Origin of the sequence: Yoonia maritima (assembly GCF_002933395.1) — a bacterium.
GTDB classification, from domain to species: Bacteria; Pseudomonadota; Alphaproteobacteria; order Rhodobacterales; family Rhodobacteraceae; genus Yoonia; species Yoonia maritima_A.
Window position 1 is genome coordinate 243,302 of record NZ_PKFN01000009.1, and the last position, 19,477, is coordinate 262,778.

Annotated in this window: 17 protein-coding genes and 1 riboswitch; of the genes, 15 read left to right on the forward strand and 2 right to left on the reverse strand. The window is 54.0% G+C overall.

Going from position 1 to position 19,477, the window contains the following annotated elements:
• Window positions 1–26 precede the first annotated feature (26 nt).
• From miaB to rnr, 14 genes are all read left to right on the forward strand, one after another.
• Complete coding sequence (miaB, locus tag CYQ09_RS12420) at window positions 27–1,337, forward strand: tRNA (N6-isopentenyl adenosine(37)-C2)-methylthiotransferase MiaB (protein WP_106745713.1); 1,311 nt, start codon at window positions 27–29, stop codon at window positions 1,335–1,337.
• Between the two features lie 127 nt (window positions 1,338–1,464).
• On the forward strand, window positions 1,465–2,478 hold the full coding sequence (locus tag CYQ09_RS12425; protein WP_106745714.1) for a PhoH family protein: 1,014 nt from the start codon (window positions 1,465–1,467) through the stop codon (window positions 2,476–2,478).
• Complete coding sequence (gene ybeY, locus CYQ09_RS12430; protein ID WP_106745715.1) at window positions 2,475–2,966, forward strand: rRNA maturation RNase YbeY; 492 nt, start codon at window positions 2,475–2,477, stop codon at window positions 2,964–2,966. The genes CYQ09_RS12425 and ybeY overlap by 4 nt, the downstream gene beginning before the upstream one ends.
• A 30-nt stretch (window positions 2,967–2,996) precedes the next feature.
• Complete coding sequence (locus CYQ09_RS12435; protein ID WP_106745716.1) at window positions 2,997–3,884, forward strand: transporter associated domain-containing protein; 888 nt, start codon at window positions 2,997–2,999, stop codon at window positions 3,882–3,884.
• A gap of 1 nt (window position 3,885) precedes the next feature.
• Window positions 3,886–5,373 (forward strand): apolipoprotein N-acyltransferase, encoded by a 1,488-nt coding sequence (lnt, locus tag CYQ09_RS12440; protein WP_106745717.1) that lies wholly within the window; start codon window positions 3,886–3,888, stop codon window positions 5,371–5,373.
• 33 nt (window positions 5,374–5,406) lie between these two features.
• A riboswitch (SAM-SAH riboswitch) is annotated at window positions 5,407–5,454 on the forward strand.
• 7 nt (window positions 5,455–5,461) lie between these two features.
• Window positions 5,462–6,643: a methionine adenosyltransferase gene (gene metK / locus CYQ09_RS12445; RefSeq protein WP_106745718.1), complete on the forward strand. Its 1,182-nt coding sequence runs from the start codon at window positions 5,462–5,464 to the stop codon at window positions 6,641–6,643.
• A gap of 112 nt (window positions 6,644–6,755) precedes the next feature.
• Window positions 6,756–7,469, forward strand: a complete 714-nt coding sequence (trmB, locus tag CYQ09_RS12450; RefSeq protein ID WP_106745719.1) for a tRNA (guanosine(46)-N7)-methyltransferase TrmB — start codon at window positions 6,756–6,758, stop codon at window positions 7,467–7,469.
• 102 nt (window positions 7,470–7,571) lie between these two features.
• Entirely contained in the window at window positions 7,572–8,924 is a 1,353-nt protein-coding gene (gene aroA, locus CYQ09_RS12455; protein WP_106745720.1) for a 3-phosphoshikimate 1-carboxyvinyltransferase, read from the forward strand.
• Complete coding sequence (cmk, locus tag CYQ09_RS12460; protein WP_106745721.1) at window positions 8,921–9,529, forward strand: (d)CMP kinase; 609 nt, start codon at window positions 8,921–8,923, stop codon at window positions 9,527–9,529. Before aroA ends, cmk begins: the two co-directional genes overlap by 4 nt.
• A gap of 241 nt (window positions 9,530–9,770) precedes the next feature.
• Window positions 9,771–11,141 (forward strand): KAP family P-loop NTPase fold protein, encoded by a 1,371-nt coding sequence (locus tag CYQ09_RS12465; RefSeq protein WP_106745722.1) that lies wholly within the window; start codon window positions 9,771–9,773, stop codon window positions 11,139–11,141.
• A 400-nt stretch (window positions 11,142–11,541) separates the two neighbouring features.
• Window positions 11,542–13,218 (forward strand): 30S ribosomal protein S1, encoded by a 1,677-nt coding sequence (rpsA, locus tag CYQ09_RS12470; protein ID WP_275425367.1) that lies wholly within the window; start codon window positions 11,542–11,544, stop codon window positions 13,216–13,218.
• Between the two features lie 144 nt (window positions 13,219–13,362).
• On the forward strand, window positions 13,363–14,505 hold the full coding sequence (dapE, locus tag CYQ09_RS12475) for a succinyl-diaminopimelate desuccinylase (protein WP_106745723.1): 1,143 nt from the start codon (window positions 13,363–13,365) through the stop codon (window positions 14,503–14,505).
• Entirely contained in the window at window positions 14,502–14,915 is a 414-nt protein-coding gene (locus CYQ09_RS12480) for a GNAT family N-acetyltransferase (protein ID WP_106745724.1), read from the forward strand. The genes dapE and CYQ09_RS12480 overlap by 4 nt, the downstream gene beginning before the upstream one ends.
• A gap of 110 nt (window positions 14,916–15,025) precedes the next feature.
• Complete coding sequence (gene rnr, locus CYQ09_RS12485) at window positions 15,026–17,281, forward strand: ribonuclease R (protein WP_106745725.1); 2,256 nt, start codon at window positions 15,026–15,028, stop codon at window positions 17,279–17,281.
• Here the strand turns inward: rnr and CYQ09_RS12490 are convergent.
• Window positions 17,278–17,673 (reverse strand): DUF1801 domain-containing protein, encoded by a 396-nt coding sequence (locus CYQ09_RS12490; RefSeq protein WP_162617668.1) that lies wholly within the window; start codon window positions 17,671–17,673, stop codon window positions 17,278–17,280. The two genes, rnr and CYQ09_RS12490, sit on opposite strands and share 4 nt — an antisense overlap.
• Window positions 17,674–17,860: 187 nt before the next feature.
• Between CYQ09_RS12490 and CYQ09_RS12495 the strand changes: the two genes are divergently transcribed.
• Entirely contained in the window at window positions 17,861–19,003 is a 1,143-nt protein-coding gene (locus tag CYQ09_RS12495) for a lytic murein transglycosylase (RefSeq protein WP_239495940.1), read from the forward strand.
• Here the strand turns inward: CYQ09_RS12495 and CYQ09_RS12500 are convergent.
• On the reverse strand, window positions 18,983–19,468 hold the full coding sequence (locus tag CYQ09_RS12500) for a hypothetical protein (protein ID WP_106745728.1): 486 nt from the start codon (window positions 19,466–19,468) through the stop codon (window positions 18,983–18,985). The genes CYQ09_RS12495 and CYQ09_RS12500 overlap by 21 nt on opposite strands.
• Between the last annotated feature and the right edge of the window lie 9 nt (window positions 19,469–19,477).

Below are 19,477 nucleotides of genomic sequence, written 5' to 3' on the forward strand. Positions count from 1 at the left end.
CAACCCACCATAGCCAAGAGCACACCATGTCAGAGCCTAAAAAGCTATATATCAAGACTTACGGCTGTCAGATGAACGTCTATGACAGCGAACGCATGGCCGAAGCGCTGGGCGGCAAGGGCTATGTCGAAACAAAGACGCCCGAAGATGCGGACATGATTCTACTGAATACATGTCACATTCGCGAAAAGGCCGCCGAGAAAGTATATTCAGAGCTTGGTCGAATGAAGGCGTTTAAGGTTGAAAAGCCTGATCTTAAAATTGGCGTTGCCGGTTGTGTTGCGCAGGCCGAGGGCGAGGAAATCATGCGTCGCGCGCCAATGGTCGATTTGGTGGTTGGGCCGCAAAGTTATCACCGCCTGCCAGCGATGGACGATGCGCTGCAAACTGGTGCAAAAGCACTGGATACTGATTTTCCAGAAGACGATAAATTCGCGTCCCTCAAGGGCCGGAGCAAAGGCAAGCGCGCGCCCACCGCATTTTTGACCGTGCAAGAGGGCTGCGACAAGTTCTGCGCTTTTTGCGTTGTGCCATATACGCGAGGCTCCGAAGTATCGCGCCCGGCTGACCGCATCATTCGTGAGGCGCAAGAATTGGTCGAAGCAGGCGTGCGCGAGATCACCTTGCTTGGTCAGAACGTCAACGCCTATCATGGCCATGACGGCGGCTTGGCAGGTTTGATTTGGGAATTGGACAAGGTCGACGGGCTGGAACGCATTCGCTTTACCACAAGCCACCCCAACGACATGGATGACGCGCTCATCGACGCGCATGGCACCTGCGAAAAGCTCATGCCGTATCTGCATCTTCCAGTGCAGTCAGGTTCTGATCGTATTCTTAAAGCGATGAACCGTAAGCACACAGCCGAAGGATATCTGCGCCTGATCGAGCGCATCCGGACAGCGCGCCCTGATTTGCTTTTGTCGGGCGATTTCATCGTTGGCTTCCCCGGTGAAACCGAAGAAGACTTCGAAGACACGATGCAGTTAGTCCGCGATGTGCATTATGGGCAAGCCTATTCATTCAAATATTCAACCCGCCCCGGCACGCCAGCCGCTGAAAAACCGCAGTTGCCTGAAGATGTGATGAATGACCGCTTGCAGCGTTTGCAAGGCTTGTTGCGTGAACAACAGCAGGCCACACAGGCATCGATGGTTGGCCGCGAAGTGAAGGTTCTGTTTGAAAAGGCAGGCCGCGAAGCAGGGCAGATGATCGGAAAGTCACAGTATTTGCACGCCGTATATGCAGAGGCACCTGCCGATGTTCTAGGAACTGTGCGCCGTGTGAAAATCGTTGATGACAGCGCGAATTCGCTCAAAGGCCAGTTGGTCGCGTAAAATAGCTTCGAAACCATCGCGATCAGCAGTCATTTTCTTATCATTTCCGTGACATTCTGCGGACTCTTCTTGCACATGCAGCATTCCCTTGCCACGATAGAGCGATAAAGACTCAAAGGAGAGCCGTTTGGCCACAGGTGCGCTGACCCCACCCGCTGACACTGTCACTGAAATCGATTTGGAATTTCCTGACAATTTCTTGCTGATTGACCTTTGCGGCGAATACGACCGCAACTTGACGACAATTGAGAACAGTTTGGGTGTGCAGATTGTGCGCCGTGGTAATCAGCTTTCGGTCTTGGGCGATGACGCGTCGCGCAAGACTGCTGAAGAGGTTTTGAAATCACTTTATGGTCGGCTTGAGGCAGGGCGAAGTCTTGACGCTGGCGACATCGATAGAGAACTGCGTATGGGGCCGGAATCTGTCCGCGGTCCTGCAGGACCGTCCGAGCAGGCAGAGCTTTTTAAAGGTGAAACTGCGCGGGTAGAAATTAAAACCCGTAAAAAATTGATTGAGCCGCGCACTGACGCTCAAAAGGCCTATGTGAAATCGCTGTTCGACAAGGAATTGGCCTTTGGTATCGGCCCTGCGGGGACTGGTAAGACATATCTAGCAGTCGCCGTTGGTGTGAATATGCTCATATCGGGGCATGTGGACAAAATCATTCTGTCCCGCCCCGCTGTCGAAGCAGGTGAAAAACTGGGATATTTGCCCGGTGACATGAAGGACAAGGTCGATCCCTACATGCAGCCGCTGTATGATGCGTTGAACGACTTCTTGCCGGGGAAACAGGCCGCGAAGATGATGGAGGAAAAGGTGATCGAAATCGCACCTTTGGCCTTTATGCGTGGGCGAACCTTGTCCAACGCCTTTGTGGTGCTGGATGAGGCCCAGAACGCCACGACCATGCAGATGAAGATGTTCCTTACACGGCTTGGCGAAGGGTCGCGGATGGTCATCACCGGTGATCGTACACAGATCGATTTGCCGCGCGGCGTGAATTCTGGCCTATGGGATGCAGAGCGTTTGTTGAAAAGCATTCCGAAAGTAAGTTTTAACTATTTCACCTCAAAAGATGTTGTGCGCCACCCATTGGTTGCTGCCATTATCGAAGCCTATGAAAAAGATGATATAAAGTGACAGTTGACTGCATTGTTGAAGATATTCGTTGGTTAAATATTGAAATTGTGGCGCAGCGGGGTGCGGATATGACGCTTTCGCATCTAGGGCTTGACCCATCAGAGTTCGAAATCAGTGTCTTGGCCTGCGATGATGCACGGATTGCCGTGTTGAATGCCGATTTTCGTGGCAAGCCTTCGCCGACGAATGTGTTAAGCTGGCCTTCTGAAGAGCGGGCGGCTGAGGTAGATGGCGCCATGCCTGATACGCCTGAACTCCCGATGGAAGCAGAGCTGGGTGATATCGCGATCGCCTTTGAAACATGCGCTCGCGAGGCTGCCGAAGCAGAAAAGTTGATCGAAGATCATACGATGCATTTAGTGGTGCACGGGACATTACACCTACTGGGCTTTGATCACGAACGTGATAAAGATGCCGCCCTGATGGAAGGGTTAGAAACACAAATACTTGGCAAACTGGGTATTTCTGACCCATATAGGGAACGATAGGGCGATATTGCCCGCATAGGTAAGGAAGAAATGGGCGACAAGAACGACGGTCCATCTATCGCAGCGCAAAGCGCGCATATGGATCAAGATGTTATAACACCGGGCTTTTGGGCTCGAGTGAACAATGTATTCCGTCCCCAAGGGATCCCAGAGGTGCACGAAGATGCACCATCTGAGGATAGCCAGCCAACACGCTATGTGTTGGGTATGCTAAACTTGCGCCGTAAGCGGGTTGAAGATGTTGCTGTACCCACGACCGATATTGTCGCCGTGCCAGTTTCGATCTCGAAGGATGACCTGCTACAGGTGTTTCGGGATTGTGGCCTGACCAGATTGCCTGTCTATGACGGCACGCTGGATACCCCGCTTGGATTGGTGAACCTCAAGGATTTTGCGCTGCGTCACGGGTTTAACGGTGACACGCCTGATATGAATCTACGCGATATGTTGCGCCCTTTGATGTATGTGCCGCCTTCGATGCCATTGGGCGTCTTGTTGCAAAAAATGCAAGCAGAGCGAATACATATGGCGTTGGTCATTGACGAATATGGCGGGACAGATGGGTTGTTGACCATTGAGGATTTGATCGAGCAAGTCGTCGGTGAAATCGAAGACGAACACGATATCGAAGAAGCCCAAAGCTGGTTCATGGAAAAGCCCGGCGTCTATATGGCGCAAGCGCGGACCGAGCTGGAAGAATTTGAGGCTGAAATCGGCATGAAGCTCACTGACCACGATGAAATCGACGAGGAAGAAATCGATACGCTTGGCGGTTTGGTGACTATGCTTTCGGGAGATTTACCTGCGAGGGGCGAAGTGATCGTGCACCCGGATGGGCCGGAATTCGAAGTTGTCGATGCAGACCCGCGCCGGATTAAGCGCTTGCGCGTGCGATTACCAAGCGCACAGGACGCCTAAGATGACCGCGGCCTTCGCTGGCCTTTCGCGATGGACACGCTTTTGCATTCTGATGTTGGCTGGCGCGATTGCTGGGCTTGGTCAGGCACCACAGGATATGTGGTTCGCTACGGTTTTCGCCCTAGCCCTATTGATGGCGGTTCATTCCGCCAGTGCATCTGCCCGACAAGCCGCCTTTCAGAGCTGGGCGTTTGGGGTAGGGTATTTTGCATTTTCATTGCGTTGGATCATAGAGCCGTTTTTGGTTGATGTTTCACGTCACGGATGGATGGCGCCCTTTGCAATTGCAATGATGGCAGCGGGCGCAGCTGCGTTTTGGGCGTGTTTCGCCTATGTGTCTTACCGTTTCATACCGCGCTCACCGCTCGCCTTGGGGGGGGCACTTATATGGGCTGAATTGACACGTTCATTGATATTAACCGGTTTTCCTTGGGCATTGCTTGGACATATTTGGGTGCCGACTTCGCTTGCGCAATTGGCCGCATATGGTGGCCCGCATTTATTGACATTGGTAACAGTCATCGCGGCATGGGCTGTTTTTGCGTTATTCGGTCGCGCTCGTTTTTTTGGTATTGGGCTTTTGGCTGCGCTCGTTGGGCTGGGGTGGCTTTGTGTGCCGCCTACGGCTCTTCTTGGTGACGCTGCACCGACCGTGCGCTTGGTGCAGCCGAATGCGCCTCAGCATCAAAAGTGGGATCCTGAATTTCGCGAGACATTTGTGAACCGCATGGTCGAAATGACCGGGCAGGGCGATGTGCCTGACCTGATCGTATGGCCAGAAACAGCGGTGCCATACCTACTGAATTACGTGCAATCAGACCTCAGCCTACTTGATGAGGCAGCAAGGGGTGCCCCGTTGGTGTTCGGGATTCAGCGTCGTGATGAGGCGCAGCAGTATTTCAATAGCTTGGTCGTTATGGGGCAGGGCGGCGTTTTGCAGCAGATATACGATAAACGCCACCTTGTACCGTTTGGAGAATACATTCCGGGTGGTGATCTTTTGGGGCGGTTCGGTATTCATGGGCTTGCGACAACGGATGGGGCAGGATTTGCGCCCGGCGTGGCTGAGGCCCGGGTCACCATTCCGGGCATCGGAGAGGCGATCCCGCTGATTTGCTATGAGGGCATATTCGCTGAAGAACTTGATGGGGCGACGGGCCGTCCACGGTTTTTGTTGTTAATCACCAACGATGCATGGTTCGGGCAGGCTGCGGGTCCTTTTCAGCACCTCGCGCAGGCACGGTTGCGCGCGATTGAGCAGGGGCTACCGATGGTTCGCGTCGCGAACACAGGCGTAAGCGCGATGATAGATCCGCATGGGCGTATAGTCGGGGCGTTGCCATTGAATACGCATGGGGTGATTGATCTGGCTCTACCTTTGGCACTGCCGATTACGCTGTATGCGCGTTGGGGCGATTGGTTGCTGATCATAGTAAACGCTTTATTAACGTTGGGGCTCTATGCGTGGCCTCGGCGCGATAGTGATTGACGCGCACAAAACCGAAGCATAGACCCAACCGTAGTTCTGTCACAACGGCTTCCTGACGTGGCGGGTTAATTTACTGGAGCACTTCCCAATGGCACGACAAAACTACACATTTACTTCGGAATCTGTTTCCGAGGGGCACCCGGATAAGGTGTGCGACCGGATTTCAGATGCGATCCTTGATGCATTCTTGTCCGAAGAACCCGAAGCGCGCGTTGCGTGCGAAACTTTTGCGACAACCAATCACGTGGTGATCGGCGGGGAAGTTGGGCTATCTGATCAATCCAAACTAAAAGATTATATGGGCCGCGTCGAAGACATCGCCCGCGCTTGTATTAAAGATATCGGGTACGAGCAGGACAAGTTCCACCACGCGACTTGTAAGATCACGAACTTGTTGCATGAACAGTCCGCGCATATCGCGCAAGGGGTCGATGCGGCAGCGGACAAAGACGAAGGTGCCGGCGACCAAGGTATCATGTTCGGCTATGCCACAACCGAAACCGAAGCATTGATGCCTGCGCCGATCCAATACGCGCATGCAATTTTGCGCCGACTGGCAGAGGTCCGCAAATCTGGCGAACAGCCGACACTGCGCCCCGACGCAAAAAGCCAAGTTTCTGTTCGCTACGAAAACGGTAAGCCTGTCGAAGTCACATCTATTGTGCTGTCAACGCAGCACCGTGACGAAGACCAGACCAGCGACGATATTCGTGCGATTGTTGAGCCTTACATCCGCGAGGTTCTGCCGTCTGGGTTTATCACACCAAAAACTGAATGGTGGGTTAACCCAACGGGCAAATTCGTCATCGGCGGTCCCGACGGTGATGCAGGCCTGACTGGGCGTAAAATTATCGTTGATACATATGGTGGCGCAGCCCCGCATGGTGGCGGTGCGTTTTCTGGTAAAGACCCGACCAAGGTTGATCGTTCGGCTGCATACGCCGCGCGTTACCTTGCCAAAAACGTTGTGGCTGCCGGTATGGCGAACCGTTGTACCATTCAGCTGAGCTATGCGATTGGTGTGGCTAAGCCGCTATCGATTTACGCAGACACACATGGCACTGGCGAAGTGCGCCCAGAAGAAATCGAACGCGCAATCGCACAGGTCATGGATCTGACGCCGCGTGGCATTCGTAGCCACCTTGGCCTGAACAAGCCGATTTTTGAACGGACAGCGGCCTATGGCCACTTTGGTCGCGAACCAGATGCGGACGGCGGCTTTAGCTGGGAACGCACTGACTTGGTCGAGGCGCTAAAAGCCGCAGTATAAAACGAACAGTCAGTCTGTTTGATAAGGGCGCCACAGTGGCGCCCTTTTTTCGTGGGGACTCTGCGCGATTGAGGTAATTGCGCTGTAGCCACAGGCTTGGTAAGGCAGCGCCATGAAAAATGATAGACATCCCTCGGGCGCTCCTTGGCGCAACTTTTATGGGCGCTTTCGTGGCAAGACGATCCGGACTAGTCAGCAGGACTATCTGGAAAACGATCTTTTGCCACTGTCGCCCGGCGTAATTAGCTGGGAAGAAAACCCTGATCGTAATCCACTTGACCTGAACGACGTGTTTCCGGGCAAAGATGTCTGGCTGGAAATCGGCTTTGGCGGGGGTGAGCATCTTGTTCACATGGCGGAAACCTATCCTGACATTGGGCTGATCGGTTGCGAGCCGTTTATCAACGGTGTCGCGATGCTGCTTGGTAAAATTCGCAAGGCTAATGTTGATAACTTGCGCGTTCATCCGGGCGATGTGCGTGACCTGTTTGATGTTTTGCCGGACCACAGTCTGAGCAAAGTGTTCTTGAACTACCCTGACCCTTGGCCGAAAAAGCGCCATCATCGCCGTCGTTTCGTGACACCTGAACATCTTTTGCCGTTACATCGTGTGATGAAACCCGAAGCAGAGCTGCGCGTTGCGACGGATATAACCGATTACGTGCGCCAGACTTTGGAGCAGGTGCCGCGTGCGGGCTTTGAATGGCTGGCTGAAGGCCCGGCAGATTGGCGCGACCCGTGGTCTGATTGGATTTCCACCCGCTACGAACAAAAAGCACTGCGTGAAGGCCGTACACCGCATTATCTGACCTTTCGGCGGGTGTGACGTTGGCGCCTCCGGCGGGAGTATTTCGTACAAAGCGAGAGATAGAGTAGACCCTCTGCTAGCCCTGCGTTAAGACGCTTTTGATTAGTAAAGGAAAGTCTTATGTCAGGTCACGGTACCCCTATTCCCATGACGTCCCGCCCTTGTGGCCCACTGAAGGGTGAGGCCAATGTGCCCGGCGACAAATCTATTTCGCACCGCTCGCTTATTCTGGGGGCGTTATCGGTTGGTGAAACGCGTGTGACTGGCCTGTTGGAAGGCGAAGACGTGTTGGACACCGCAAAAGCGATGCGTGCATTCGGTGCGACTGTGACTGATCACGGTGGCGGTGAATGGTCTGTGCAGGGCGTCGGCGTCGGCGGGTTCGCTGAGCCTGAAAATGTGATCGACTGCGGGAACTCTGGCACTGGGGTGCGGTTGATTATGGGGGCGATGGCGACATCACCGATTACCGCAACCTTCACTGGTGACGCGTCGTTGAACAGCCGCCCGATGGGCCGTGTGACTGATCCGCTGGCATTGTTCGGAACGCAGACTGTCGGTCGACAGGGTGGGCGCTTGCCCATGACGCTGGTGGGCGCTGCTGATCCGGTGCCTGTGCGCTATGTTGTTCCAGTGCCGTCGGCGCAGGTGAAATCGGCCGTGCTGTTGGCTGGCTTGAATACATCTGGCCAGACCGTGGTCATCGAAAAAGAAGCCACCCGCGATCATACTGAACGTATGCTGCAGGGCTTTGGCGCTACCTTGACCGTTGAGGAAACAGATGAGGGTCGCGTGATTACCTTGGATGGCCAGCCAGAATTGCAGGCGCAGACGATCGTTGTGCCGCGTGATCCATCCTCGGCGGCATTCCCAGTTTGTGCTGCGATTATTACACCGGGTTCTGATGTTCTGGTTCCCAACATCGGGCTGAACCCAACCCGTGCTGGCCTGTTCACCACACTAAAGGAAATGGGCGCGGATCTGACGTACGAGAACATGCGCGAAGAAGGTGGTGAGCCGGTCGCGGATTTGCGTGCGAAGTTTTCGCCTAACCTCAAGGGCATCGCTGTGCCGCCTGCGCGTGCGGCAAGCATGATCGACGAATATCCGGTGTTGTCGGTCGTTGCGTCCTTTGCGGAGGGGGTGACCGATATGCAGGGTGTCAAAGAGCTGCGTGTCAAAGAAAGCGACCGGATTGATGCGATGGCCAAGGGGTTGCGCGCTGCAGGCGTGCAAGTGGACGAAGGCGATGATTGGTGGAAAGTCACCGGGCTGGGCCATGGCAATGTGCCGGGTGGTGTGACCGTGGCCAGCGTGTTGGACCACCGGATCGCCATGTCATTCATGGTGATGGGGATGGCGACGCAAAAGTCTATGACCGTTGATGATGGATCGCCTATCGCGACGTCTTTCCCGATTTTTGAAACACTGATGGGGAACCTTGGTGCGCAGCTTGTACGTGACAACGCATGAGCTTTACCGTCGCCATAGACGGCCCCGCTGCGGCAGGTAAGGGTACGATCAGCAAGGCGGTTGCTGCGCATTTTGGTTTTGCGCATCTGGATACTGGCCTGCTGTACCGTGCTGTTGGTGCGAAGGTGCTGGCTGGCGCCGATCCGATTGCGGCGGCTCGTGCGCTTGATCCTGTTGATTTAGAGGACGATAGCCTGCGTACTCCGGCTGTTGCGCAAGCGGCGAGCGAGATTGCTGTGATTGCCGATGTTCGTAGCGCGCTTGTTGATTTTCAACAGAAATTTGCGGGTCGTGATGGCGGTGCTGTGTTGGATGGCCGCGATATTGGGACGGTGATTTGTCCCGATGCGGGCGCGAAACTGTTTGTCACGGCGAGCGCGGAATGCCGCGCCGAACGGCGGTTCAAAGAGCTGACGGGCAAGGGGATGGACATCACGCTTGATCAAGTTTTGGCGGATGTGAAGGAACGCGACGCACGCGACCGCAGCCGTGAAACGGCCCCCTTGATCCCTGCTGATGATGCCGTGCTGATTGATACATCTGACATGACGATTGATCAGGCCGTGGCACGCGCGATTGAGATCGTGCAGGCGCGATTAGGTTAACACCGTACGGTGCTGTGCCACGCTCGCGCAACGTGCGGGCGGGTTAACGCGCGTTTTTACCTTAAAAACATAAGAAATACACGGTCTGCATCGCGTATGTTTCGCGTATGCACAGCGTATGGCAGGTTGTGTGGTTTTGAGGTGTGGTAGGCTGGTCAATGGGGCGCGCGTTAAGATTTGTGATTGCAATTAATGATTGCGTTGGAAATGCTGACCCAAAGAATTTTAGATTGGTATTTTCATGGTGAACGATTCTTCCGCCGACCCTTGGGAAAACCCAAAAGATATGCTTGGCTACAAAGCAATCGGCGAAACATACACACGGCTCATCCAGTCCATCAATGAGGATGAAGGTCGGCCAGAGTCGAAGGTCATTTCAATCGAGGCGCGATTTGGTCACGGCAAAACTTTCTTCCGAAAGGCTTGGGCGCAGCATTTGCGTAGCGTAGAAGAAGTCGTGGTCGAGATAGATGCGCAACAGTCAGACCATTCCGGTGATCCTGTTGTGACGTTCTTAGGCGCGTTATTGGGGCTGGTGCCCGATGCAGATCCAGAGCGGCGCAAGCAAGTCCTAAGCGCAGTCAAAAAGATTGGCTCTGTTGGGGCGAAGATCGCGGTGAATGCACTTGTCCGCAACGCTGCAGATCAAATTGCGGAAGCATACGTTGACGGAGATAATGCAACGACAGATGCTGAGAAGGCACTCGATCAAGTGATGTCGGATGTAGGCACCGAGGTATCAGAGTACTTGGGGGGATTGATCGCCCATCAGTTACGTGCCGATGAAGCGCGCACGAAGGAACTGCCCGAGCAATTAACTGCATTGTTTAATACCCTCACCGTTGGAAGGCCAAACAAGAGAATTGTCGTCTTGATCGACGAATTGGATCGTTGTCATCCCGAATATGCCATCGCTTTGCTCGAAGCGATGAAGTTGGTGTTTGATCAAAAGGGCTTTGTTTTCGTTCTTATGGTGAACGCGGACTATTTGGAACGGATTGCAAATCGCCAGCACGGAAGCTCAGAAGAAGGTGAACGCTATCTGGATAAATTCGTTGATATTCGTTTGGAGCTGCCCCGCAATGATGCGATATTGGGGCGGGCTGCAGCCCAAATTCTTTTGGAAACGTTTCCTGATTTTAAAGCCTTCGGAGATAGTCGAGTATTTTCGCGAGATTTTGCCGCAGAACTAACTGAGAAGCTCGCCCCGGCGAGTGGGCTCTCAATGCGTCAAATCAAACGTGTGCTGATGAAAGTTGAGATTGCGCTTCGGTGTCATCCTCATCTTCATTTGGACCTGCCATTGTTGGTATTCTTGGCATTTAGGGACATGGCGGGAGGTTCGAAAATCTCAGAAGATATGCTCAGGAGGGTACGCCTTACTCCATTGATGGGACGAAAAATTCTTGATTCCAATGATGGATTTGGAAAAAATATGGATTATTCAATATTTGTTCGGGACAATGGGAGCGACTTTTCAGGCTTGCCTGATGAACGCTACAATCTGCCCGACGACAACCCAAACTATTATGATTGGAGCAAAGTGGCGTTTCTTGCAGAAGTATACTTGCCCCAGCATGAAAGCATTCTGAATGCTGTCTATTCAGGTTAAGATGACGATGATACACGTCAGCAGGATTGATGTTGCCAAATCTTCGATTTGGCAACACACGAATCTCCCCACGGGGAGGGCGCTTTGCTTTCTGCCCCTCGGTTCGGTCGCGGTGTGTGGATTTGATGGATTTGCTTGCTGAGTGGCGTCTGTAAAAGAGTCAAAATCCCTTGCAAACTTAACAAAACGGGCCTATACGCCGCCCTGTCGAAGCATCGGAACAGGTGCGGGCGTGAGACTTGAGCGGGGTCGGTGTTGAACCGGCCCTGTTGTTTTATGTTCGTAATGGTGCCCAGACCAATTGTAATCCGTCTCACCGCAGGTGGGCATTCACTTAAAAGACCGGCGGAGACAACCGCTCGGCCCGTATAAAACCAAAACGTTAGGAAAACGACGCCACATGGCTAATACAATGGAAGAGTTTGAAGCACTCTTGAACGAAAGCTTCGAAATGGACACACCGGCTGAAGGTTCGGTTGTCAAAGGCAAAGTCATCTCAATCGAGGCTGGCCAAGCTATCATCGACGTCGGCTACAAAATGGAAGGCCGCGTTGATCTTAAAGAATTCGCAAACCCAGGTGAAGACGCTGAACTGGCTGTTGGTGACACTGTAGAAGTGTTCCTGCGCCAAGTTGAGAACGCCAAAGGCGAAGCTGTTATCTCTCGTGAGATGGCGCGCCGTGAGGAAGCTTGGGATCGTCTGGAAAAAGCATATGCTGACGAAGAGCGCGTCGATGGCGCAATCTTTGGCCGCGTTAAAGGTGGTTTCACTGTAGATCTGGGCGGCGCGGTTGCGTTCTTGCCGGGTTCTCAGGTTGATGTACGCCCTGTACGCGATGCGGGCCCATTGATGGGTCTTAAGCAGCCGTTCCAGATCCTGAAAATGGACCGTCGTCGTGGCAACATCGTTGTTTCGCGTCGTGCTATCCTTGAAGAGTCTCGTGCTGAGCAGCGCGCCGAAGTTATCGGCAACCTGACTGAAGGCCAAGAAGTTGACGGCGTCGTCAAGAACATCACCGAATACGGTGCGTTCGTTGACCTTGGCGGTGTTGACGGTCTGCTGCACGTGACTGACATGGCATGGCGCCGTGTGAACCACCCATCCGAGATCCTCACAATTGGTGAGACGATCAAGGTGCAGGTCATCAAGATCAACAAAGAAACCCACCGTATCAGCCTTGGCATGAAGCAGCTGCAGGACGATCCATGGGATGCTGTTGAAGCGAAATTCAGCCTTGGTTCTGTTCACCAGGGTCGCGTGACGAACATCACTGATTACGGCGCATTCGTTGAGCTGGAAGCCGGTGTTGAAGGTCTTGTGCACGTTTCTGAAATGTCTTGGACAAAGAAAAACGTACACCCAGGCAAAATCGTGTCTACTTCGCAAGAAGTTGAAGTCATGGTTCTGGAAATCGACTCTGCTAAGCGTCGCGTTTCACTGGGCCTGAAGCAGACACAGCGCAACCCATGGGAAGTCTTTGCTGAGACACACCCTGAGGGCACTGAAGTCGAAGGCGAAGTCAAGAACATCACCGAATTCGGTCTGTTCATTGGCCTTGAAGGCGACATCGACGGCATGGTTCACCTGTCTGACCTGACATGGGAAGGCCGCGGCGAAGACGTCATCGGCGATTTCCGCAAGGGTGACGTTGTGAAAGCCAAGGTTGCTGAAGTTGACGTTGAGAAAGAGCGTATTTCTCTGTCCATCAAGGCACTGGACGGTGATCCGTTCGCAGAAGCTGTTGGCGGCGTGAAGCGCGGTTCGATCATCACTGTTGAAGTGACTAAGATCGAAGATGGCGGCATCGAAGTTGACTATGAAGGCGCGAAATCCTTCATCCGTCGTTCTGACCTGTCCCGTGACCGTGCAGAGCAGCGTCCAGAGCGTTTCGGCGTAGGCGACAAGGTCGACGTTCGCGTCACCAACATCGACTCCAAGACACGCAAGCTGGGTCTGTCGATCAAAGCACGCGAAATTGCTGAAGAAAAAGAAGCAGTTGAGCAGTTCGGTTCTTCTGACTCTGGCGCATCCTTGGGTGATATCCTTGGTGCGGCTCTTAAAGGCGGCGACGAATAAGTCACCGCTTAGGCGTTATGAAATTACCCCGTCGCAGGAAACTGCGGCGGGTTTTTTGTTTATTTCTATTCGCGCGTTTGTGCCCAATTCAAAATTGCATCCTTTGGCGGCAACGGCTAGCCATAGCGCAAAGGAGACCTGTTCATGCCTATCGATCCCGTTGCTTTGACCGCCGATCTAATTCGTTGCCCTTCGGTGACCCCGGTTGAAGGGGGGGCGCTTGTGTTGTTGGAAAAGCTACTGACCGAGGGTGGGTTTACCTGCACACGTGTAGATCGCGGGGGTATCGCAAATCTTTATGCCCGTTGGGGGCGTCAGGGTGCGAACCGGACGTTTGGATTTAATGGCCACACGGATGTTGTGCCGATTGGTAACCGGGAAGATTGGACGGTTGATCCGTTCGGCGCTGAAATCAAAGACGGATATATGTACGGTCGTGGCGCGACTGATATGAAATCGGGTGTTGCGGCATTTGCTGCCGCCGCCATTGATTTTGTGCAAGATACCCCGCCTGATGGCGCTGTTGTGCTCGCGATCACTGGCGATGAAGAGGCGGATGCGCTGGATGGTACAACTGCTTTGCTTGATTGGATGGCCGCGAACAATGAAGCAATGTCTGTTTGCCTTGTAGGTGAGCCGACCTGCCCAAGCGAGATGGGTGAAACCATGAAGATCGGGCGACGCGGGTCGTTGACGGCTTGGTTTACTGTGCATGGTGAACAAGGCCATTCGGCCTATCCGCACCGCGCCAACAACCCATTGCCGGCGATGGCGCGTTTGGTGGACCGGTTATCGTCACATGTGTTGGACGAAGGGACGGATCATTTCGACCCGTCGACATTGGCTGTGGTTACAATTGACACGGGCAACCCGGCAACCAACGTGATCCCCGCGTCATGTACTGCCGCAGTGAATGTCCGTTTCAATGACGCGCACAGCAGTCAGTCGATCATTGATTGGTTGGCTGAGGAAGTCGCGCAGATCAAAGGCACCTTTGGCGTTGATGTTGATACTAAGGTCAAAGTATCCGGCGAAAGCTTTGTCACGCCGCCGGGCGATTTATCTGATCTGATTGGAAATGCCGTCAAGGCCGAGACTGGACGCACACCAGAGCTATCTACATCAGGGGGCACTTCGGATGCGCGTTTCGTGAAAAGCCATTGTCCGGTGGTCGAATTTGGACTTGTTGGTAAGACCATGCATCAGGTCGATGAACGCGTGTTGGTCGAACAGATTGGTCAGCTTAAGGCGATCTATAAGCGCATCCTGACGGATTATTTCGCATGATTAGTGTCGTTAGGGATTACGCACCCTGCATCGCGCTGCGCCGTGCTGTGTTTATGGATGAACAGGGCATCTCTGAATCCGAGGAACTGGATGATCTGGATGACAGTGCTATCCACATGCTTGCGACCGTCGATGGGCGGCCTGTTGGTACGGCCCGCTTGTTGATTGTTGGTGATACTGGGAAAATCGGCCGGATATGTGTGTTGAAGGATCAACGCGGAACAGGGCTTGGCGCTAAGTTGGTGCTGGCATCAATGGATCACCTGCGCACAATTTCAGGCATTAGTCGCGCGAAGCTAAGCGCGCAAGATCATGCGATTGGTTTCTACGAAAAGTTGGGCTTTGTCGCCGAAGGGCCGTTTTATGACGACGCGGGGATTCCGCATAAGGATATGTTGCGCGCGTTGTAACGGCGACCGCTTGGCGCACGTTGCCTACGCGCGGCTTATTCTTGCTGTTGTGTCGGCGCGCTTGCTTCAATCCCCGTGACGCGCTTATTCTTCCGTGGTAGGCCTGCCGCATGATACGTATTCCCTCAAAGTCCGAGATCCTTGAATGGATCGCCCAAAACCCAACCAAAGCTGCAAAACGCGATATCGCGAAGGCCTTTGGTATTAAGGGTGCTGCCCGTATTGATTTAAAACGTTTGCTCAAGGAACTTGAGGAAGAAGGTAAGCTGACGAAGCGGCGTAGCAGTTACCGCGATGCAGAAGATTTGCCGCCTGTGTCTGTGTTGGAAATCACCGGACCTGATGCTGATGGTGACCTGTTTGCCCGCCCGCTTGAATGGAAGGGCGAAGGCGCAGAGCCTGTTATCTTGATGATGTTGAGGTCTAGTGATCCAGCCCTTGGTAAGGGTGATCGGATATTGGGTCGTTTGACTGTCGATAAAACAGAACATCACAGTCATACCGCCCGCATGATCCGGCGTATCGGCACAAACCCGATGCGGATATTGGGGGTGTTTCGTGCGGAATCTGAAGGTGGCCGTGTGCTTCCGATTGATAAGGGCGCAGACAAGCAGTGGACCGTTGCTGCAGGCGCGACGGGCGGTGCCAAAGATGGTGAACTGGTCGAAGCAGAGCAAGCAGGCCCCAAGGGCCGCATGGGTCTGCCCAAGGCGCGTATCGTTGCCGTTCTTGGCGACCCAACAGAACCGCGCGCCGTGTCACTGATTGCGATCCATCAGCATGGTATTCCCGATCATTTCCCCGACGCAGTGGTCGCCGAGGCTGACGCAGCTAGCCCTGCGGGCCTAAAGGGTCGCAAAGACCTGCGCGATATGCCTTTGGTCACGATTGACCCATGGGATGCCCGCGATCACGATGATGCCTGTTTTGTCGAGGCTGACCCTGACCCAAAGAACGCAGATGGCTTTGTCATCTGGGTCGCGATTGCGGATGTTGCACATTACGTCACACCGGGGTCTGAATTAGATATCGAGGCGCGCAAGCGCGGGAATTCGACATATTTCCCTGACCGGGTTGTGCCCATGCTGCCGGACCGGTTGTCGGGTGATCTGTGTTCGCTGCACGAAGGTGTTGAGCGCGCCTGTTTGGCCGTCGCGATGCGGATTGATGCCGCTGGCAACATGATCGGCCATGAATTCCATCGGGGCTTGATGAAATCTGTAGCATCGTTGAATTACGAAGAAGTCCAAGACGCAATGGATGGTCGTGTGAACGACAAGGTTGCGCCATTGCTGGATGACATTATTCGCCCGCTTTATGCTGCTTATGATGCCCTGACAAAGGCCCGCGAACAGCGCCAGCCGCTAGAGCTTGATCTACCTGAGCGTCAGATCGTTCTGGATGATAATGGCAAGGTCAGTTCGGTGAACTTCAAAGAACGGCTGGACGCACACCGCTTAATCGAAGAATTCATGGTCTTGGCCAATGTCGCCGCTGCCGAAGCGTTGGTTGCTAAAAAGTCACCGCTGTTGTTTCGCGTTCACGAAGAACCGAACGCAGATAAACTGGATGCGCTGCGCGAGGTTGCGCATGCGTCTGGCTTGGTTTTGGCCAAGGGGCAGGTATTGAAAACAGCCCACTTGAACCGATTGCTGAGCCAAGCAAAGGATACTGAAAACGCAGAGCTAGTGAATATCGCGACGCTGCGGTCGATGACCCAAGCCTACTATAACCCAGAAAATTTTGGGCATTTTGGGTTGGCATTGCGGGCCTATGCCCATTTCACATCGCCGATCCGTCGCTATTCAGATTTGATTGTGCACCGTGCGCTGATTGCGTCACACGGCTGGGGGGACGACGGGCTAAGCCCTTGGGATGTCGAACATCTGCCCGACACCGCCAAGTTGATCTCGGACACGGAGCGTCGGTCAATGACAGCCGAGCGCGACACGACAGATCGTTACCTTGCGGCGTTCTTGTCTGATCGCATCGGTGCTGAAATGACAGGCCGTATTAGCGGGATCGCTAAGTTCGGTGTTTTCGTGAAATTGGATGAAACTGGTGCGGACGGTATGGTGCCTATTCGGACCTTGGGGCGCGAGTATTTCCATTTTGATGCAGAAAGCCAAACGCTGATGGGGTCCGATACTGGGCTTATGATCTCGCTTGGGCAACGTGTTACTGTCAAACTGACGGAAGCTGCGCCAGTTACCGGCGGGTTGATCGTTGAATTGCTATCAATCGACGACCGGACATTGCCGCGCGGTCCTGTTCGTGGTCGCGGGAAACCTGCACGCCGCAAAGTTGGGTCTGCACGTAAAAAGGCCGCCAAAACGGCCCGCAAGGTCAAGCGCACGCGGCATTAAAGATGATAGGTTAGCGCGTGCCGGATCAGGAGCTTGATCCGATCAGGCACGATGTCTTGGCTATGTTTGAAATGCACAGCACGGGTGCCTTCGATTTGGTCGAGCCCCGGAAATGTATCGGCGTAGGTGCTGATCACGTTCGTGGCGCAGTGGGCATAAATCGCGCAGCCGCCGGTCTTGGGTGCCCCGATGCGCAGGGTTGTGCCTGATTTACTGGTGGCGGTTAGATATGATGGTTGACCCCATTTCAACGTTTCTGTCAGCCCCCCGACCTTTGGTATATTTTTGGCGACCTGAAAAATCAGATCACGTAGGATCATTGCCGATGTGCGGGCATCAGTCGGGAATGCGTCATAGGCCGCTTGAACTTTGGGATCGGTGATTGGTTTCATTGCGTTAGCGTAGCCTTCAGCGGTAGCGATGCACAGTCGCAACAAGCGTGTAACTGACTATAGCTGACAGATAGCATTAAGTTGATTGTCGAACGTGGTGTGACTGCATTAGATTGTGCCTAAAATAGTGAGGTTGAGTAAGATGAAACGCAGGCACTTCATCGCGGCGAGTATGGCCGCGCTAGGAATGACAAATCCAGTATTTGCTGATGCACTTGGGTTTGGAAATTGGATTGCGAATTTCCGGTCTAGGGCTCATGCGGCTGGAATTTCTGACCGGACGTTCAATGCGGCATTTCAGGGAGCGCAATATCTGCAAGACAGTATTGATCGCGACCGAAACCAGTCAGAATTTGTAAAGCCCCTAGCGGATTACATGTCCACCGCGGCGTCGGATGACCGCGTCCGCAACGGTCGGGCAATGTTGCAGCAGCACGGCCGGTTATTATCGCGGATCGAAGCGACCTATAATGTTGAACCGCATGTGGTGCTGGCTGTTTGGGGAATGGAAAGCAACTATGGTCAAAGGCGCGGCAGTACGCCGTTAATATCGACCCTTGCCACGCTTGCCTACGAGGGGCGCAGAGGCAGGTTCTTTGAAAGCCAATTGATCGCTGCGTTGAAGATTTTGCAAAATGGCGATGTTGCTCCGCAGAATATGACCGGATCATGGGCTGGTGCGATGGGGCATACCCAATTCATTCCGACATCCTATGAGGCCTATGCCGTTGATTTCACTGGCGACGGACGCCGCGATATTTGGGCGGATGACCCAAGCGATGCATTGGCGTCGACGGCGGCGTATTTCCGACGGTTCGGCTGGCAAAAGGGTCAGCCTTGGGGTGTTGAAGTGTTGCTGCCACGCGGGTTTGACTTTAGCCAAACAGGCCGCAGTGTGACCCGCAGCCCAGCAGCATGGGCGCAGGCTGGTGTTGGCGATGTGAATGGGCGTGCGGTTCCCAATTATGGCGATGCGTCATTGATCACGCCGACCGGGGCTGGCGGGCCTGCGTTCCTTGTTTTCCGAAATTTCGACGTGATCTCGCGCTATAACAACGCCGAGGCGTATATTATCGGGGTTGGGCATTTAGGTGACCGGATTCGCGGTATGGCCCCCCTACGCGCGCAGTGGCCCGCAGGTGAGCGTCGTTTGCGCCGTGTAGAGCGGACTGAATTGCAGCAGCGTCTGACCAACGCCGGGTTTTCGACGGGCGGCGTAGATGGGCAGATTGGCCCGAATACACGCGCCGCGATCAAGGCTTATCAAGCGTCTCGTGGCCTGCCCCAAGACGGGCACCCGTCATTTGCGTTATTGGAGCGACTGCGCTGAGCATGTACCGCCTTGCATACAGGTCGTGAGCTGATCAAGCACGGCCTGTGTCGGTTCCGGGAAAATCATCCCGCCACATGCGCTTGCAGTCATGATGACGGGGCTGTTGTCAGCACGGACGAAATACAATGCTTCGATGCCGCTTTGTGCTGAGCCGCAGTAATTTGCGACGCAGTCCACCTGCAAAATTGCGGGGCTGATATAGTCGGACGTAAAGCCGTCGTAGGTCAGTCCTTTGCCATTGAAACGGGCTGATATCGGGGCAGGGACATCGTTTGTTTTATTGCTAAGCGCAGGCGGCAAGGCGGATTCATCAAAGGTCAGCGTACCGTACAGCACATAGTAATTATCCGGTGCGGCGGCCACTTGGTTGAATGTCGAAATCGGATCAGGGCGCATACAGCTTAGGGCTTGTGCTTGCCCTGCGATCATCGCGCAAGCGGCGGCTAGAAAGATCGGTTTCATTCGTTTCTC

Bases quoted from the DNA above. Each gene is read 5' to 3' on its own strand.
- miaB (WP_106745713.1), top strand. From the start codon at position 27: ATGTCAGAGCCTAAAAAGCTATATATCAAGACTTACGGCTGTCAGATG.
- CYQ09_RS12435 (WP_106745716.1), top strand. From the start codon at position 2,997: ATGGGCGACAAGAACGACGGTCCATCTATCGCAGCGCAAAGCGCGCAT.
- lnt (WP_106745717.1), top strand. From the start codon at position 3,886: ATGACCGCGGCCTTCGCTGGCCTTTCGCGATGGACACGCTTTTGCATT.
- metK (WP_106745718.1), top strand. From the start codon at position 5,462: ATGGCACGACAAAACTACACATTTACTTCGGAATCTGTTTCCGAGGGG.
- trmB (WP_106745719.1), top strand. From the start codon at position 6,756: ATGAAAAATGATAGACATCCCTCGGGCGCTCCTTGGCGCAACTTTTAT.
- aroA (WP_106745720.1), top strand. From the start codon at position 7,572: ATGTCAGGTCACGGTACCCCTATTCCCATGACGTCCCGCCCTTGTGGC.
- cmk (WP_106745721.1), top strand. From the start codon at position 8,921: ATGAGCTTTACCGTCGCCATAGACGGCCCCGCTGCGGCAGGTAAGGGT.
- CYQ09_RS12465 (WP_106745722.1), top strand. From the start codon at position 9,771: ATGGTGAACGATTCTTCCGCCGACCCTTGGGAAAACCCAAAAGATATG.
- rpsA (WP_275425367.1), top strand. From the start codon at position 11,542: ATGGCTAATACAATGGAAGAGTTTGAAGCACTCTTGAACGAAAGCTTC.
- dapE (WP_106745723.1), top strand. From the start codon at position 13,363: ATGCCTATCGATCCCGTTGCTTTGACCGCCGATCTAATTCGTTGCCCT.
- CYQ09_RS12480 (WP_106745724.1), top strand. From the start codon at position 14,502: ATGATTAGTGTCGTTAGGGATTACGCACCCTGCATCGCGCTGCGCCGT.
- rnr (WP_106745725.1), top strand. From the start codon at position 15,026: ATGATACGTATTCCCTCAAAGTCCGAGATCCTTGAATGGATCGCCCAA.
- CYQ09_RS12490 (WP_162617668.1), bottom strand. From the start codon at position 17,673: ATGAAACCAATCACCGATCCCAAAGTTCAAGCGGCCTATGACGCATTC.
- CYQ09_RS12495 (WP_239495940.1), top strand. From the start codon at position 17,861: ATGACAAATCCAGTATTTGCTGATGCACTTGGGTTTGGAAATTGGATT.
- CYQ09_RS12500 (WP_106745728.1), bottom strand. From the start codon at position 19,468: ATGAAACCGATCTTTCTAGCCGCCGCTTGCGCGATGATCGCAGGGCAA.